10 protein-coding genes are annotated in these 15,520 nt (G+C 39.6%); 5 read left to right on the forward strand and 5 right to left on the reverse strand.

Going from position 1 to position 15,520, the window contains the following annotated elements; all coding sequences use genetic code 11:
- Positions 1–24: 24 nt before the first annotated feature.
- Positions 25–3,141 (reverse strand): ABC transporter substrate-binding protein, encoded by a 3,117-nt coding sequence (locus CUN59_RS01045; protein ID WP_104386096.1) that lies wholly within the window; start codon positions 3,139–3,141, stop codon positions 25–27.
- Between the two features lie 95 nt (positions 3,142–3,236).
- Positions 3,237–4,505, reverse strand: coding sequence for an AAA family ATPase (locus tag CUN59_RS01050; RefSeq protein WP_104386097.1), 1,269 nt, complete (start codon positions 4,503–4,505; stop codon positions 3,237–3,239).
- A gap of 84 nt (positions 4,506–4,589) precedes the next feature.
- On the opposite strand from CUN59_RS01050, the gene CUN59_RS01055 reads away from it, so the two are divergent.
- On the forward strand, positions 4,590–5,921 hold the full coding sequence (locus CUN59_RS01055; RefSeq protein WP_104386098.1) for an aromatic ring-hydroxylating dioxygenase subunit alpha: 1,332 nt from the start codon (positions 4,590–4,592) through the stop codon (positions 5,919–5,921).
- Between the two features lie 113 nt (positions 5,922–6,034).
- Here CUN59_RS01055 and CUN59_RS01060 read toward each other — a convergent pair whose 3' ends face one another.
- The 3 genes from CUN59_RS01060 to CUN59_RS01070 all read right to left on the reverse strand — a co-directional run bounded on the left by CUN59_RS01060 (position 6,035) and on the right by CUN59_RS01070 (position 8,056).
- Positions 6,035–6,640, reverse strand: a complete 606-nt coding sequence (locus CUN59_RS01060; RefSeq protein ID WP_104386099.1) for a J domain-containing protein — start codon at positions 6,638–6,640, stop codon at positions 6,035–6,037.
- Between the two features lie 82 nt (positions 6,641–6,722).
- Positions 6,723–7,316 (reverse strand): ATP-dependent Clp protease proteolytic subunit, encoded by a 594-nt coding sequence (locus CUN59_RS01065; protein WP_104386100.1) that lies wholly within the window; start codon positions 7,314–7,316, stop codon positions 6,723–6,725.
- A 77-nt stretch (positions 7,317–7,393) separates the two neighbouring features.
- Complete coding sequence (locus CUN59_RS01070; protein ID WP_104386101.1) at positions 7,394–8,056, reverse strand: ATP-dependent Clp protease proteolytic subunit; 663 nt, start codon at positions 8,054–8,056, stop codon at positions 7,394–7,396.
- Positions 8,057–8,454: 398 nt separating this feature from the next.
- Between CUN59_RS01070 and serA the strand changes: the two genes are divergently transcribed.
- From serA to purF, 4 genes are all read left to right on the forward strand, one after another.
- On the forward strand, positions 8,455–10,035 hold the full coding sequence (gene serA / locus CUN59_RS01075) for a phosphoglycerate dehydrogenase (protein WP_104386102.1): 1,581 nt from the start codon (positions 8,455–8,457) through the stop codon (positions 10,033–10,035).
- A 137-nt stretch (positions 10,036–10,172) separates the two neighbouring features.
- Positions 10,173–11,093: a 50S ribosomal protein L11 methyltransferase gene (prmA, locus tag CUN59_RS01080; protein ID WP_104386103.1), complete on the forward strand. Its 921-nt coding sequence runs from the start codon at positions 10,173–10,175 to the stop codon at positions 11,091–11,093.
- 52 nt (positions 11,094–11,145) lie between these two features.
- Positions 11,146–13,551 carry a phosphoribosylformylglycinamidine synthase subunit PurL gene (gene purL / locus CUN59_RS01085; protein WP_104386104.1) on the forward strand — a complete coding sequence of 802 codons (2,406 nt, stop codon included), beginning with the start codon at positions 11,146–11,148 and terminating at the stop codon, positions 13,549–13,551.
- Between the two features lie 266 nt (positions 13,552–13,817).
- Positions 13,818–15,296, forward strand: a complete 1,479-nt coding sequence (gene purF / locus CUN59_RS01090; protein WP_104386133.1) for an amidophosphoribosyltransferase — start codon at positions 13,818–13,820, stop codon at positions 15,294–15,296.
- Positions 15,297–15,520: the final 224 nt, after the last annotated feature.

Raw genomic sequence — 15,520 nt, forward strand, 5'->3', positions numbered from 1 at the left:
ATGATGGACTTTTCAAACACCCTCTTATTTAATTTCTACAAATTTACCATCCTTAATTTGCACAAGAATAGATTCACCTTGACGTTCTCTTTCTTTTGTAAACTTAAGTGGATAGCCTGATGTTTCACTACTATTGAGGGTTACTTTTTCTAATCCTTCTAGTACTGTAGTCCGTGATGGATTGTTAGATAAAGTTTTAATAAAAGCCTGAGTTGCATCATAGCTAGTTGCAGTCCGCCAACTAATACCTCCTCCCCATATTTTATCTGATGCTTGGGCAAAAGGTTTAGCTTGTAATGTTTCTCTAAACCAGGGTATGACAATTATTAAACCCTCTAAATCCTTACCACCTCTAGCTAAAGTTTCATTATTATAAAGAGTATCTCCACTTAGCATTTTTAATTGTCGTATTGGCGGATTTTGAGGACTATTTCTGAGTCTTTCGTTCCTAGAGCTAATCTCCTTAGCAATGTTAATTGCAATACCAGTGCTTTGTGTATCTGGGAACAAAAGCACTACTTCTGCTTCATCACCATATACGCTTTTAGCAACTTCTTTCTCAGCATCAAATGTAGTAGCAGTTAAATCAATCATCGGTTTACGAATTACCTCACCCCCTAATTTTTCAAATTGATTTGTGAATATCTCTCTGATACTATTGCTATAGGGGCTTTTAGGGTTGGCAAAAATTACTGCCTTTTTTAATTGCAAATTCTTATAAGCATATTCAGCGAGTTTTCTACCTCCACTTTCATCAGAATAAACCGCTCTGAAGAAAACTGGGTTATTTAGTAAAATGCTAGTGCTAGTTGGTGAAATAATTGGTAATCCTGCTTTTGCGTATTCTTCTAATGCAACTTGAGTAGCATCACTAGAATTATGTCCAATTATTCCCAGTATTGAAGTATCTTTCACTAATTCTTTGGCTACTTGTTTAGCTTGATCCTTGTTACTATCATTAGCAATGACTATCTCTAGTAACCTACCATTAAGTCCTTTATTTTTACGAAATTGATCTTGTGCTTGCGCTACACCACGTAAAATTTCTTGAGCATGACTTAGATTTGTTCCTATTGGTACAACTACTGCTAAGGTAAAAGGAGAACCTTGTTGACGAGCTAGGGCATTGTTATAATAAATTACTACTTCTGGGTCATTTCTGTTTGCTTGTATAGCTTGTTTAAATAAATTAGCTGCTTGTTCATAATCGCGTTTTTGGAAAGCCCGAATACCTTGATCACGGAATCTATTAGTAGTGGTAGGAAATAAGGTTCTTTCGCCTCGACTAATTCTACTATTATCTGCTACACAGAAAACTCCAAATTCTTTCTTTTCCCCTGCTGGACAAGTTCTGAAACCTGGAGAAATACCTAAACTCACAACTGCGATCGCGATGCCAGCTAACCCCCACTTCAGCCAATTTATATTTGCTATAGGAGTTTTATTTGTAGGTTTAGCATTTTCTCCTTGAGTTTTCTTATTGGTGTTTGTCTTGAGGACATGAATTTCTTGTTGTCTTTGTTGGGCAAAGTCGCTGTCAGGATCAATTTTCAAAATCAACTCACATTGTTGTATTGCCTCAGTCCATTTTCCATTAACTATCAACTTATGTATATACTTTTCTCTTGTTTTCAAAAGTCCGTTTTTGCTACGTTCTTTATCAATATTGTAAGCTCTTGTGTAAATCTCTATGGCTTGCTCAAAATTTTCTTTTTGTGAATATTGTTCAGCTATGTTTAATAAAGGCTCTAAAACAATATCTTGTTGATGATTAATAGAATAAAATAAATGAGCTCGGTTATACAGTTCACAGGCTTTATCAAGGGCTTGAATATTTAAATCTTGAATCTTTAAATATTCTGCGGCTAAAGATGTTACAGTTTCAAAGTTATTAGGATTAAAGTGTAACGCTTGTTCGTAAAGATGTAATGCTCTTTCAGTGTGATTTGTTGCTACTGACTTAAGATTATTAACATCAGTTTGATTAGTGCTTTCTACATTCTTAATTTCTTGTTCTAACGGATATTCTTTGCATAACAACCGACGAACTAATCCCATTTTAATTTGACATTTTGTATCATCTAAAAATTCATATTCAACTAATTGTTCGTGTGCTTTTATCAAATATTTTGTTGACACTATGCCATATCTTTCTAATAGGGTTAGTGGTTGTTCAGGAATAGATAGATTTTGTGCAATAGCTCTCTTTTGAGCTTCTGCTACTGCCAAAAGAATAATTTGCTGTTCAGGAGTCAGTCCAAACCAGAATTCTAAAGCACCTTTAGCCATTTTAAGTGCTTCATTTACATTATTTTCAACATCTTGATCAGTTATATTTAAAGAATCAGGTCTTGGATTATGGGCATGGCGTTGTCGTGCTAGACCATAAAGACTAAAGCAAATAACTTGAATAAAATAAGGATGTCCTGCGGATAAATCGAAAATAGCTTCTATTGCTTCTGGTTGATATGTTAAAGCTACTGTATCAGATTGAGTAATTATTTTTTTAGTATTTTCTATATCTAAAAAACCAATTCTATGATATGGTGCTTCACGCAATAAAGAAATCAACTTTGGTAATCTTGAGATATGCCTACCTACAACTGGAATAATAAATAATTTATTATCTTTCTCTATTAATTGGATAATATACTCACAAAAATTCTTACCATCTGTATATGATTCACTTAAAACATCAAATTCGTCGCAGAGAAAAACCAATTTTCTACCACCTAAGTGATCATAAATAGTCGGCAAAAATTGACTAGAGAAAACATTAGTGTCAGATATTACATCATCTGCCAGACTATCTAAAAATTTTTCATGTATTGACAGATCCCCTAAAATTTTTTTTGCCATCTCCTGTAAAATTTTTTCGAGAGGTGAATCTGCGTGATGTTGAAAATCAAAACTAATAAAAATAAATTCATCTTTAATAGCTGCTGCAATATTTTGAGGAATAAATCTCAGTATTGAAGTCTTACCAACTCGTCGTTGTCCGTAAAATAAAATTAGTCGTACACTTTGTTCCAGACTATCATTAATCAGACTGAATATATCTTCGCGTCCAAAAAGTTTTTCAGGATCTATAATTTGACTACCTACTATATAAGGATTTGGTGGGAAATGGAAACTAGTCATATTTCATGTTCTCACAACTTATAAATTTAATTTCACATCAATCATCTTTCATAAACTTAGTAGAGAAGTTCCATAAAACCTCCCTACTCAAAAGTTTATTTAGGAAATACTGGCACTACTTTTGCAATCCAATCTAAGACAGACTTTACATTCTCTGGATGATTTCCCAACCAAGTAACTACTTCTTTAACCTTCCCTACTTGTCCATGACTGATCAGATTGAGAAATTCTTTTTCTCTATCTTTGATTAAAGTATTTGATGTCTTCAAAATTTCCTCTGTCACCCATTTTTTCATCAGTGATGAGGTGAAAGAGTAAAATGTTCCTGTGTCCGTAGAACTAGAAGTAATTACACCCCTATCTTCTAATGTACTCAACCAGCGTCTATGTTGGGTAAGAATACGTCCTATACCACTCAAATTAAATTTAATCTCCTCTATATGACCTTCCATATCTAACAAGGCTATTAGCATTAATAAGGCTTGGTCTATTTCACTACATCTGTCCCAAATGGTTTGAAAAATTTGTTGCGTATCTCTTTCAAAACCCCTAGCAAATGTCTTAATATTAGGCGTATTACCGGGTTGTATCTGTCCCCATAGCAAGAAACCAGCAGTTTGTACTAAAGTCGGATGTCCACCTGTAATATTGATAATTTCGCCCCGTAACGTTGGTGGTCTAATTATTGTCAATAGTTCAACCAACTCGCTCGTAGTAAATAGTTTCAGAGATTGAAATAAGTAGTGATTGTACCAGGGAGAAGCATTAGGATTAGGTTTAGGACCACAATCAGGTTGACTCAGGGGTTGAAGTGAGGCAACAATCATGGATAGATAACGACCTTCTTCCGCATGAACAGCCAAGTTACGACATTGGGCTAAAAATGTTCCCATTTCCGCTTCTGTGTATTGATCATTGCTTACTAAAGCTGCATCCAAATCATCTACCAACAATAATAAAAATTTACCTTTGTTCCCTAATCTCCCTAGTGCTTGGCGTAAACTATCATTTGTAACTGTTTGTTCAAGTAAGGGTTTAATTTCCGCTTGCAATTGCGGTTCGCTGTCCAATTGATCACACAGCATAGTTAAGACCTCGCGCCAAAAACCAGCAGGAGTGAAGGGAATGATGTTTTCGCAGCTAAGTAAAACAATGACAACCTCGGATGGATCTATACCATGTTCTCGCAATGCTTGTTCAGAAGCAAGTTTCCGCAAAAATGAGGTTTTGCCCATTCCTGGTCCACCCCAAATGGCACAATGACTGCGGACGTAAATTAGGTCAAGAGCAAAGTTAATTTCTGATGTGCGTCCCACAAAATGTTCTGGAGGAACTGGTTTACCTGGAAAAAAGGGATTAGCCATGGTGAATTTTAATAGTTCGATAAATTAAGATTTTTGCAACAATATAATATCAGTAGTGTACTGGTTTTATCTCTTAGAAGCAATATGCAATCTGAATTTAATTTCTTTCAGCACTGGTATCCACTCATACCTATAGAAGACTTAGAAACGCAAAAACCTAAACCCATCACCTTATTAGGAAAAAGATTAGTAATTTGGAAACCTACAAAATCAGAAACCTATCGAGTATTTTTAGATCAATGTCCCCACCGTCTTGCACCATTAAGCGAAGGTAGAATAGAAACTAAAACAGGTAACTTAATGTGTAGTTATCATGGTTGGGAATTTAATGAAAATGGTATTTGTCAACGCATTCCCCAAGCAGAAAACCCAGAACTTATCTCCAAAAATCAAGACAATTTTTGTATTATTTCCTTTCCCGTGCGTCAACAACAGGATATACTTTGGGTTTGGCCAGATGAGAAAACAGCGACAATAGCTGAAAATACCCCTCTACCATTATCACCACAAATAGATACAGAAAAAGGATTTGTTTGGTCTTCCTATGTACGAGATTTGGAATACGATTGGGAAACATTAGTAGAAAATGTTGCTGATCCTAGTCATGTTCCTTTTGCCCATCATGGGGTTCAGGGTAAGCGAGAAACTGCTCAACCCATACCTCTTAATATTATTAAATCCAGTCCAGATTTGATAGAAGCCAATACTTCAGGGCGTTTGCAAACTACAATTACTTTTCAACCTCCTTGTCGCTTAGAATATACAATTAAGATTGGCAACACAGATAAAAAACTAGGATTAGTGACTTATTGTATTCCTGTTTTACCTGGTAAATGTAGAATTGTGGCACAATTTCCCCGTAACTTTGCCAAAACAGCCCATAAACTCATACCTCGTTGGTGGACTCATATTAAAACTCGGAATTTAGTTTTGGATGGGGATATGATTTTATTAAGTCAGCAAGAGTATGTCTTAAAACAAAAACAAATAAGTGAAAGTTGGAAAACTGCCTATAAATTACCAACAGGTGCAGATAGGTTAGTCATTGAATTTCGCAATTGGTTTGATAAATATTGTCATAGTCAGTTACCTTGGCAGCAAGTAGGAATAAATTCAACTGCCCATTCACAAATCAATGAAAATCGCGCTGTTGTTTTAGATCGTTATCAACAACATACCCAACACTGTAGTAGTTGTCGCAATGCGGTCAAAAATTTACAAAGATTACAAATAGGACTATTAAGCTATTTTATAATTGTTTTATCTGGGGTAACTATTTTGCCTGATGAGATGCGTCTCAAAGTTGGTTTACCATTGATGATTACAGCACTTGTAGGATTGGGAGTTTATGCTTGGTTAAAACTTTCATTAATTCCTCAATTCTACTTTGTGGATTATATTCATGGTGAGAAATAATCCCACAATTTCAAAACATATTGAGGACTGATTGACACCTATTGCCTATTACCGAGCATATAAACTACCCACGCTGCCCTTCGGATCAGGCGTGGGGCTTGAAGTCGGTTAAGCTAAATTTTCAATCCCAAACGCTGAAAATCCTGCCGTACCTCATTCCATAAAGCTTTATTATATGGGTCAATTTTTAAGGCTTTTTTCAGATAAATTCTAGCTTTTGGGAGTTGTTTTTCCGTAATTAACGCTCTTCCCCTGATTTGATAAGCGATCGCTAACCATTGACGCACCTCCCCATCTGCTGGTAAACGTGCCAGTAAGGCCTCTGCTAGAGCGATCGCCTGGGGAAAACGTTTTTCCTGTAAAAATCGCTGCAACTGTTCATAAGTCTTCCACTTTAACCTTTGTTCTATATCCTGTAAATTGGGTGGCACAGAGGTAAATGTTGTTTTTGGTGCTGCTGGTGCAGTTTTCATTTTTGGGGGACTAGCAACCTCAGTTTTAACATTTCTAGATTTGGGCTTAATTTCCTCTGGTGGTAACACAGTTTTGAGGAACTTATAAGCCTCAGTCAGGGCAATAAATTTATCTTTAGCTTTGAGATCATCTGAATTAATATCAGGATGATATTGCTGCACTAATCGGCGATAGGAGGCTTTAACATCAGTAAAAGAAGCTCCCGACCTTAAACCTAATATACGGTAATAATCTTCAAGATCCATCTTGCTTTGCTCCAATTCAAAATTCAAAATTAAAAATTCAAATGGAATTTTCAACCTTGAATTTTGAATCTATTTTTTCTTTTTAGATGCGTTCTTCAATCACACGATCAATTAAACCGTATTCTTTAGCTTCTTGAGCAGACATAAAAAAGTCCCGATCCATGTCTTTTTCAATCTTACCCAAAGGTTGACCAGTATTATCACAGTAAATTTGATTTAGCTGACTCCGAATGCGCAGAATTTCCCTAGCTTCAATTTCAATATCAGAAGCTTGTCCGCGAGTTCCCCCAGAAGGTTGGTGAATCATAATCCGGGAGTGAGGCAAAGCCAAACGTTTACCCTTTGTACCAGCAGCCAATAGGAAAGATCCCATGGAAGCGGCTAAACCGACACAAATTGTCACCACATCTGACTTGATGTGTTGCATAGTGTCATAAATTGCCAAACCAGATGTCACCATACCACCGGGGGAATTGATATACAAATAAATATCCTTCCCTGGATCATCAGAATCCAGATATAGCATCACGGCAATAATTTGGTTAGCAATTTCGTCATCTACATCTCTTCCTAAGAAAATAATTCTTTCCCGGGAAAGACGATCATAAATGCTAATCCAATCTGTATATTGTCCACCGGGCATCCGGTAAGGAACTTTAGGTACGCCTATAGGCATTTGTGGTACTCCGTTTGTCAGTGGTCAGTTGTCAGTTGTCAGGTGAGGCTATATCTTCTTGCCCCTTACCTCATGCCTTAAAGGACACTTGCCGGTAGGGGGGGATTGGCGAGTTCTTCCTTCTCAAAAACTCGGTCAATTAAGCCGTAGTCCTTGGCTTGGTAGGGAGTCATATAGAACAGACGATCCATATCCTTGCTAATTTTTTCTGATGTCTGTCCCGTAGTGCGAGACAGAATATCAAGCATTGAAGCTTTATTGGCCAAAACTTCCTGAGCGCGAATTTGAATATCCGTTGCTTGACCTTGGGCGTAACTCTTGGGTTGGTGCAGGATAATCGAAGAATTGGGCAAACTAGCACGACAGCCTTTTGTCCCGGCACTAAGAATCATTGCTGCCATACCCATTGCCGAACCGATACAAATGGTGTGAATGGGAGGCTTGATGTATTTCATAGTGTCATAGATAGCGAAGGCTTCGGTTTCAAAACCGATAGGTTCGCCACTGTAACCAGAAGTACCTGTAGAGTTGATGTAGATTTTAATGGGCTTTTCGGGGTCATCAGACTGCAAATACAGCAATTCAGCGACGATTAATTCCGTAACAGCAGGAACTAATGGCATACCGAGATAAACAATTCGCTCCTTCAATAGTAGAGAGGGTAAATCTGGTGGCGGTGTCCGGTAGGAGCTATCGCCGTAATAGGGGGCTTGCACAGCCTTGATGGGAGAATTGTTCATAGCTACTGATCGCCTGAAACTATGCCGTTAATGTATTACATCCTAACGCGATGTTTGAGAGATTTAGAGTGCGGATTTCTCGATGATATAGCAGGAGGCAGGAGGTATGAGGTAGGAGGCAAGAGGAAACGCCTTATCCTGTATGATTTTTAAGTTTCAGTTTGTCAAGTAGGAATTCACGGAACAGGGAAGATACAAGAAAGATGTCTTTCACCTTTCATTCTTCATTCTGATGGCAGAGTGTGGCGTTAGCCATACTCCTGAACTCCTGAATTCTTACAAATGTGAAATCTAAAATCCAAAATCTAAAATTCCATAATTTTTTCACAAGTGCCACAGATAAGCACTAAACTAAAAAGTCTTGTATAGCAAAACCTGTCCATTAAAATTAAGTCATTATGTCCAAGGTTCTTGTCTCCGATCCCATTGATCAAGTTGGTATTAATATTCTTTCTCAAGTGGCTACAGTTGATGTTAAAACCACTCTCAAGCCAGATGAACTTAAAGCCATTATTGGTGAGTATGACGCGCTAATGATTCGTTCTGGTACTCGCGTTACTCAAGAAATTATAGAAGCTGGCACGAAATTAAAAATTATTGGCCGTGCTGGTGTGGGTGTGGATAACGTTGATGTTCCCGCAGCCACTCGCAAAGGAATAGTTGTCGTCAATTCCCCTGAAGGTAATACCATTGCCGCCGCAGAACACGCCCTAGCAATGATGTTATCCCTATCTCGTCACATTCCTGATGCTAATGCTTCCGTTAAACGTGGTGAGTGGGATCGCAAAAGTTATGTTGGTTCAGAAGTATACAAAAAAACTCTCGGCGTTGTCGGCTTAGGCAAAATTGGTTCTCACGTTGCCTCTGTAGCCAAGGCTATGGGAATGAAACTCCTGGCTTATGATCCATTTATCTCCGCAGAAAGAGCCGAACAACTGGGTTGTCAATTAGTCGAGTTAGATTTGCTATTCCAGCAAGCTGACTATATCACCTTGCATATTCCCAAAACTAAGGAAACTGCTAATTTAATCAACGCTAGAACTTTGGCGTTAATGAAACCCACCACCAGAATTATTAACTGCGCTCGAGGTGGGATTATAGATGAAGCGGCTTTAGCAGCAGCCATTAAAGATGGTGTCATTGCTGGGGCAGCTTTGGATGTATTTGATGCCGAACCATTGGGTGAATCAGAATTGCGATCGCTCGGTAAAGATGTCATTCTCACTCCCCACCTTGGTGCTTCCACTGCTGAAGCTCAAGTTAACGTCGCCATAGATGTGGCTGAACAAATTCGGGATGTGTTATTAGGACTACCTGCCCGCTCTGCTGTCAACATTCCTGGACTTGGCCCCGACATCCTAGAAGAATTCAAGCCCTACATGGAATTAGCCGAAACCTTGGGTAACTTAGTTGGTCAACTCACCGGCGGTCGAGTAGAAACACTTAATATTACGCTACAAGGGGAACTAGCAACTAACAAGAGTCAACCCCTAATTATCGCCACCCTCAAAGGACTACTTTACCAAGCCCTGCGGGAACGGGTAAATTATGTTAACGCTAATATAGAAGCTAGAGAAAGAGGTATACGCGTTATTGAAACTAGAGATGCTTCAGCGCGAGATTATGCCGGTTCATTACATCTCCAAGCCACAGGTACTTTAGGTACACATTCTGTCACTGGTGCTTTATTAGGTGATAAGGAAATTCACCTCACTGACATTGATGGTTTCCCCATTAACGTTCCTCCCAGCAAATATATGCTGTTTACCCTGCACCGTGATGTCCCAGGTATTATTGGTAAACTCGGTTCTCTACTCGGCAGCTTTAATGTCAATATTGCCAGTATGCAGGTCGGTCGAAAAATCGTTCGTGGTGATGCTGTAATGGCTTTGAGCATTGATGATCCCCTACCCGATGGCATTTTAGAGGAAATTAAAAAATTACCCGGCATTCGGGATGCTTATACAGTCACCCTTTAACTACTACGCCGTAAGTCCCCCACTGAATTTGGTACTCCGAATCAGTGTGGGTAGTTCACATCCATCATCTTCATCACAAAAATCATAGTTTGTTTTTCCTTTCCATTACCAATCTAAAATCTAAAATCTAAAATTCTATGGCAAATACTTGGTGGGAACTGCATATTTTATCGGAACTAGATTTAGAAGATACTATATTTTGGCGCTTAGAAAATTTTGGCTGTCGTGGTACAGCAGTAGAAATTAAAGGCAATGTCTTACTAGTTAAAGCCTATTTACCCAGCTTTCAAGCACAACTTTTAGATTTAGCAGCTTTATCATTATCACTCCGTCAAGATGCGCTATGTGTTGGACTATCATCCCCCATACTCCATTGGGGTTTAATTGACGAGGAAGACTGGTCTAGTAGCTGGAAACAACATTGGCAACCTGAAGAAATAGGCGATCGCTTCCTCATTAACCCCGCTTGGTTGCCTTTACCCACATCCATGGACCGCCTAGTAATTCGCTTAGATCCAGGCGTAGCATTTGGTACGGGTAATCACGCTACCACCCAATTATGTTTAGAATCCCTGGAAATGCGCTTTAGTGAACTTCCGCACTCCTTCGTTGGTACAGAGGAAAAAGGAGAACCTTTAGTTATTGCTGATATTGGTTGTGGTTCAGGTATTCTTGGTATTGGGGCAATATTATTAGGCGCGGGTAAAGTTTATGCAGTTGATAATGATCCCTTAGCCGTAAAATCTACTTTTAGTAATCGCGCTCTCAATGATATACGACCTGATGCTTTAATCCCCATGGAAGGAAGTGTCAGTATGATACAGAAAATCATAGATCAGCCTGTAGATGGAATTGTCTGCAATATTTTAGCTGATGTGATTATTGAATTACTTCCAGAAATGACCGCCATTTCCAAACCTAGCACTTGGGGAATATTTAGCGGTATTTTACTAGAACAATCAAAAGGAGTTGCAGATGCCTTAGAACAAAACGGTTGGATAGTTGCTACTCTCTGGAAACGCAAAGAATGGTGTTGTTTAAATGCCCGGCGTTGTTAGTGATGCTTAACCAGATAAAATAATCATCTGTCCTCTTGGTGCATAACAAACCATGACCACCATTTCCGAAAGTCCCTTTTCTCCCCAAGAAATCGCCTCAGAAGGCATTAAACCAGAAGAATATACCGACATTGTCCGCCGCCTAGGCCGTCATCCCAACAAAGCCGAATTAGGTATGTTTGGAGTAATGTGGTCAGAACATTGTTGTTATAAAAATTCCCGTCCTCTCCTCAAACAGTTTCCCACCACAGGCCCCCGCATCCTGGTAGGACCCGGTGAAAATGCTGGAGTTGTAGACTTAGGAGATGGATTGCAACTAGCCTTTAAAATAGAATCCCATAACCACCCTTCCGCCGTTGAACCCTTCCAAGGTGCTGCGACAGGTGTAGGAGGTATATTAAGAGATATATTTACAATGGGGGCGCGTCCCATTGCCCTATTAAATTCTCTCCGCTTCGGTAGTTTAGATGACCCGAAAACCCAAAGATTGTTTATCGGTGTTGTAGCGGGTATAAGCCATTATGGTAACTGTGTCGGTGTTCCCACAGTTGGTGGTGAAGTCTATTTTGACCCAGCTTATTCAGGAAATCCCTTAGTTAACGTCATGGCACTGGGATTAATGGAAACATCAGAAATCGTAAAATCCGGCGCTGCGGGAATTGGCAACCCTGTTTTATATGTCGGTTCAACCACCGGACGGGATGGCATGGGAGGCGCGAGTTTCGCCAGTGCTGAATTAACCGATGAGTCAATGGATAACCGTCCTGCGGTGCAAGTAGGCGATCCATTTTTAGAGAAATCCTTAATTGAAGCTTGTTTAGAAGCCTTTAAAACCGGGGCGGTGGTAGCGGCTCAAGATATGGGTGCTGCTGGTATAACTTGTTCTACTTCGGAAATGGCTGCTAAGGGCGGCGTAGGTATTGAATTTAACCTAGACAGAGTTCCATCGCGAGAGTTGGGAATGGTACCTTATGAATATCTGCTTTCCGAATCTCAAGAAAGAATGTTGTTTGTGTCCCAAAAAGGACGAGAACAGGAATTAATTGATATTTTCCACCGTTGGGGACTGCAAGCTGTAGTTGCGGGTACGGTTATTGAGGAACCCATTGTCAGGATTTTGTTTCATGGGGAAATAGCGGCGGAAATTCCTGCTGATGCTTTGGCAGAAAATACGCCTTTATATGAACGGGAACTATTATCAGAACCTCCCGAATATGCAAGAACGGCTTGGGCATGGACTGATGCCAGTTTACCTAACTGTGATATTACCGGGATTGAAGTTAATGGCAAGTTGCAATCTTGGCAAGATGTTTTATTAACTTTGCTGGGTACACCTACCATTGCTTCTAAGAGTTGGGTATATCGGCAATATGATCATCAGGTGCAAAATAATACTGTGTTGTTGCCTGGTGGTGCGGATGCTGCTGTAGTGCGTTTGCGTCCTTTAGAAGCAAACCCCAATCTAAAATCTAGCATCCAAAATCTAAAATCCGGTGTTGCGGCTACGGTAGACTGTAATTCTCGTTATGTTTATCTTGACCCCTACGAAGGAGCTAAGGCAGTGGTAGCGGAAGCGGCACGGAATCTTAGTTGTGTGGGCGCGCAACCCCTAGCGGTGACGGATAACCTCAATTTTGGTAGTCCCGAAAAACCCATCGGTTATTGGCAGTTAGCGTCCGCTTGTCGAGGTTTAAGTGAAGGTTGTCAGGAGTTAGGAACGCCGGTAACTGGTGGTAATGTGTCCTTGTATAATGAAACCTTTGATAATCAGGGAAATCCTCAGCCTATTTATCCAACTCCTGTTGTGGGAATGGTGGGTTTAATTGAAGATTTAGATAAAATCTGTGGTCAAGGTTGGAAAAAACAAGGTGATATAATTTACCTTTTAGGTTTACCCATTCAATCCAAAATCCTTCGACCGGTCGAAGTCCAAACTCCAAAATCTCAAATTGAATTGGGTGCTTCCGAGTATTTAGCAACGATTCACAATACAATTGCTGGAAACCCGCCTAGAGTTGATTTTGCTTTAGAACGTAATGTACAAAGAGCTTGTCGTGAGGGCATTCGTTCTGGATGGGTGCGTTCAGCCCATGATACTGCTGAAGGTGGTTTAACCGTAGCTTTGGCGGAGTGTTGTTTAAGTGGTAAGTTAGGGGCTAAAATTAATTTAGGTATTTCTGCAAATCATGATTCTCGTTTTGATGAAGTGCTATTTGGTGAAGGTGGTGCGAGAATCTTGGTTTCTGTAAGTGCTGAAAATCAGGAAATTTGGCAATCCTATTTACAAGAACATTTAGGAGAAAATTGGCAAAAATTGGGCGTGGTTGCTGACTCGGAAATTGGTTTAATGGTTTCTACCATTGATAACCAAGAAATAATTAAGGTTAGCATTTCTGACATGGGCAACGTTTACGATCAAGCGATCGCTCAACGTCTCACTATCTATGCAAACACATAAACAGCTTGAAAATTTACAATTGGTGTTTAATCCTTAACCAAATTACGGTACTGTTGTGATAGATGGTTAAAGATTTGTTAAGAAAAAGGAAGAAGGTGATAGGTGCTACGCCACGGTGACAGATGACAGTAAGAAGGCAAAAGTTGATTCTTACCCATTACCAATTTCCCATTACCCATTACCCATTACCCATTACCAATTTCCCATTACCCATTACCCATTACCAATTTCCCAGTTACGACACCCCACCAGGAGCAAAAACCAGCATGATTCCCCAGCATCCTATCACCTCTGATCAATCCATCAACATCGGTGAAAACGCCTGTGACAAACCAGAAGAAGCTTGTGGTGTGTTTGGCATTTACGCCCCAGAACAAGATGTTGCAAAAATGACATACTTTGGATTGTATGCCCTCCAACATCGGGGTCAAGAATCTGCTGGTATTGCTGTTTTTGAAGGAACTCACGTCCACCAGCACAAAGATATGGGTTTGGTGTCTCAAGTATTTAGTGAAGCTATTTTAGAAGAATTACCCGGTAATCTTGCGGTTGGTCATACCCGTTATTCTACCACTGGTTCTAGTCGCAAAGTTAATGCCCAACCTGCGGTAGTAGAAAGTCGTTTAGGTAATTTGGCACTATCACATAATGGTAATTTAGTCAATACCATACAATTGGGAGAACAATTAGTTAAAAGTAATTTTAACCTAGTTACAACCACAGATTCAGAAATGATTGCCTATGCGATCGCCCAGGAAATTAACTCCGGTGCAGACTGGTTAACAGGTGCAATGAATGCCTTTAAACGTTGTCAAGGTGCATTTAGCCTCGTAATTGGTACACCCGATGGTATTATGGGGACTCGTGACCCTAACGGCATTCGTCCCTTAGTCATTGGTACATTAGATAGTAATCCGGTGCGTTACGTTCTCGCTTCCGAAACCTGTGGTTTAGATATTATTGGTGCTGAATATCTGCGTGATGTTCAACCAGGGGAATTAGTTTGGATCACCGAAACAGGTTTAGAATCATTTCAATGGCATGAAAAGTCAGAACGCAAACTATGTATTTTTGAAATGATCTACTTTGCCCGTCCTGATAGTTTAATGCACAACGAAACTTTATATAGCTATCGGATACGTTTAGGACAAAGATTAGCAAAAGAATCACCCATAGAAGCAGACATAGTATTTGGTGTACCTGATTCTGGCATACCTGCGGCCATTGGTTTCTCCCAAAAATCGGGAATAGCCTATGGTGAAGGATTGATTAAAAATCGCTACGTCGGTAGGACATTTATTCAACCCACCCAAAGTATGCGCGAAACCGGAATTAAAATGAAATTGAACCCCCTGAAAGATGTCTTATTTGGCAAGAGAGTGGTAATAATTGATGATTCCATCGTCCGGGGAACTACTAGCCGCAAACTTGTTAAAGCTTTGCGTGATGCAGGTGCGATAGAAGTACACATGAGAATATCTTCCCCACCTGTAACCCATCCTTGCTTTTATGGTATAGATACAGATACCCAAGATCAACTAATTGCCGCCACAAAATCAGTTGCAGAAATAGCGAAACAATTAGAAGTTGATACTCTTGCTTATTTGACTTGGGAAGGAATGTTAGAAACCACTAGGGAAGATACAAATAGTTTCTGTTCAGCTTGTTTTACAGGTAATTATCCTGTAGCTATTCCTGAACGAGTGAAGCGTTCTAAATTAATCTTAGAAAAAGCGACAATTTAAGTGAGGCAAAAAGATCCCCGACTTCTATGAACAATTTATCATTGATGGACACAATCAATCAAAGAAGTCGGGGATCTGGGTATTAAAGGCAAAAAGATCCCCGACTTCTATGAACAATTTATCATTGATGGACACAATCAATCAAAGAAGTCGGGGATCTGGGTATTAAAGGCAAAAAGATCCCCGACTTCTATGAGCAATTTATCATTGATGGACACAATCAA

Origin of the sequence: Cuspidothrix issatschenkoi CHARLIE-1 (genome assembly GCF_002934005.1) — a bacterium.
GTDB classification, from domain to species: domain Bacteria; phylum Cyanobacteriota; class Cyanobacteriia; order Cyanobacteriales; family Nostocaceae; genus Cuspidothrix; species Cuspidothrix issatschenkoi.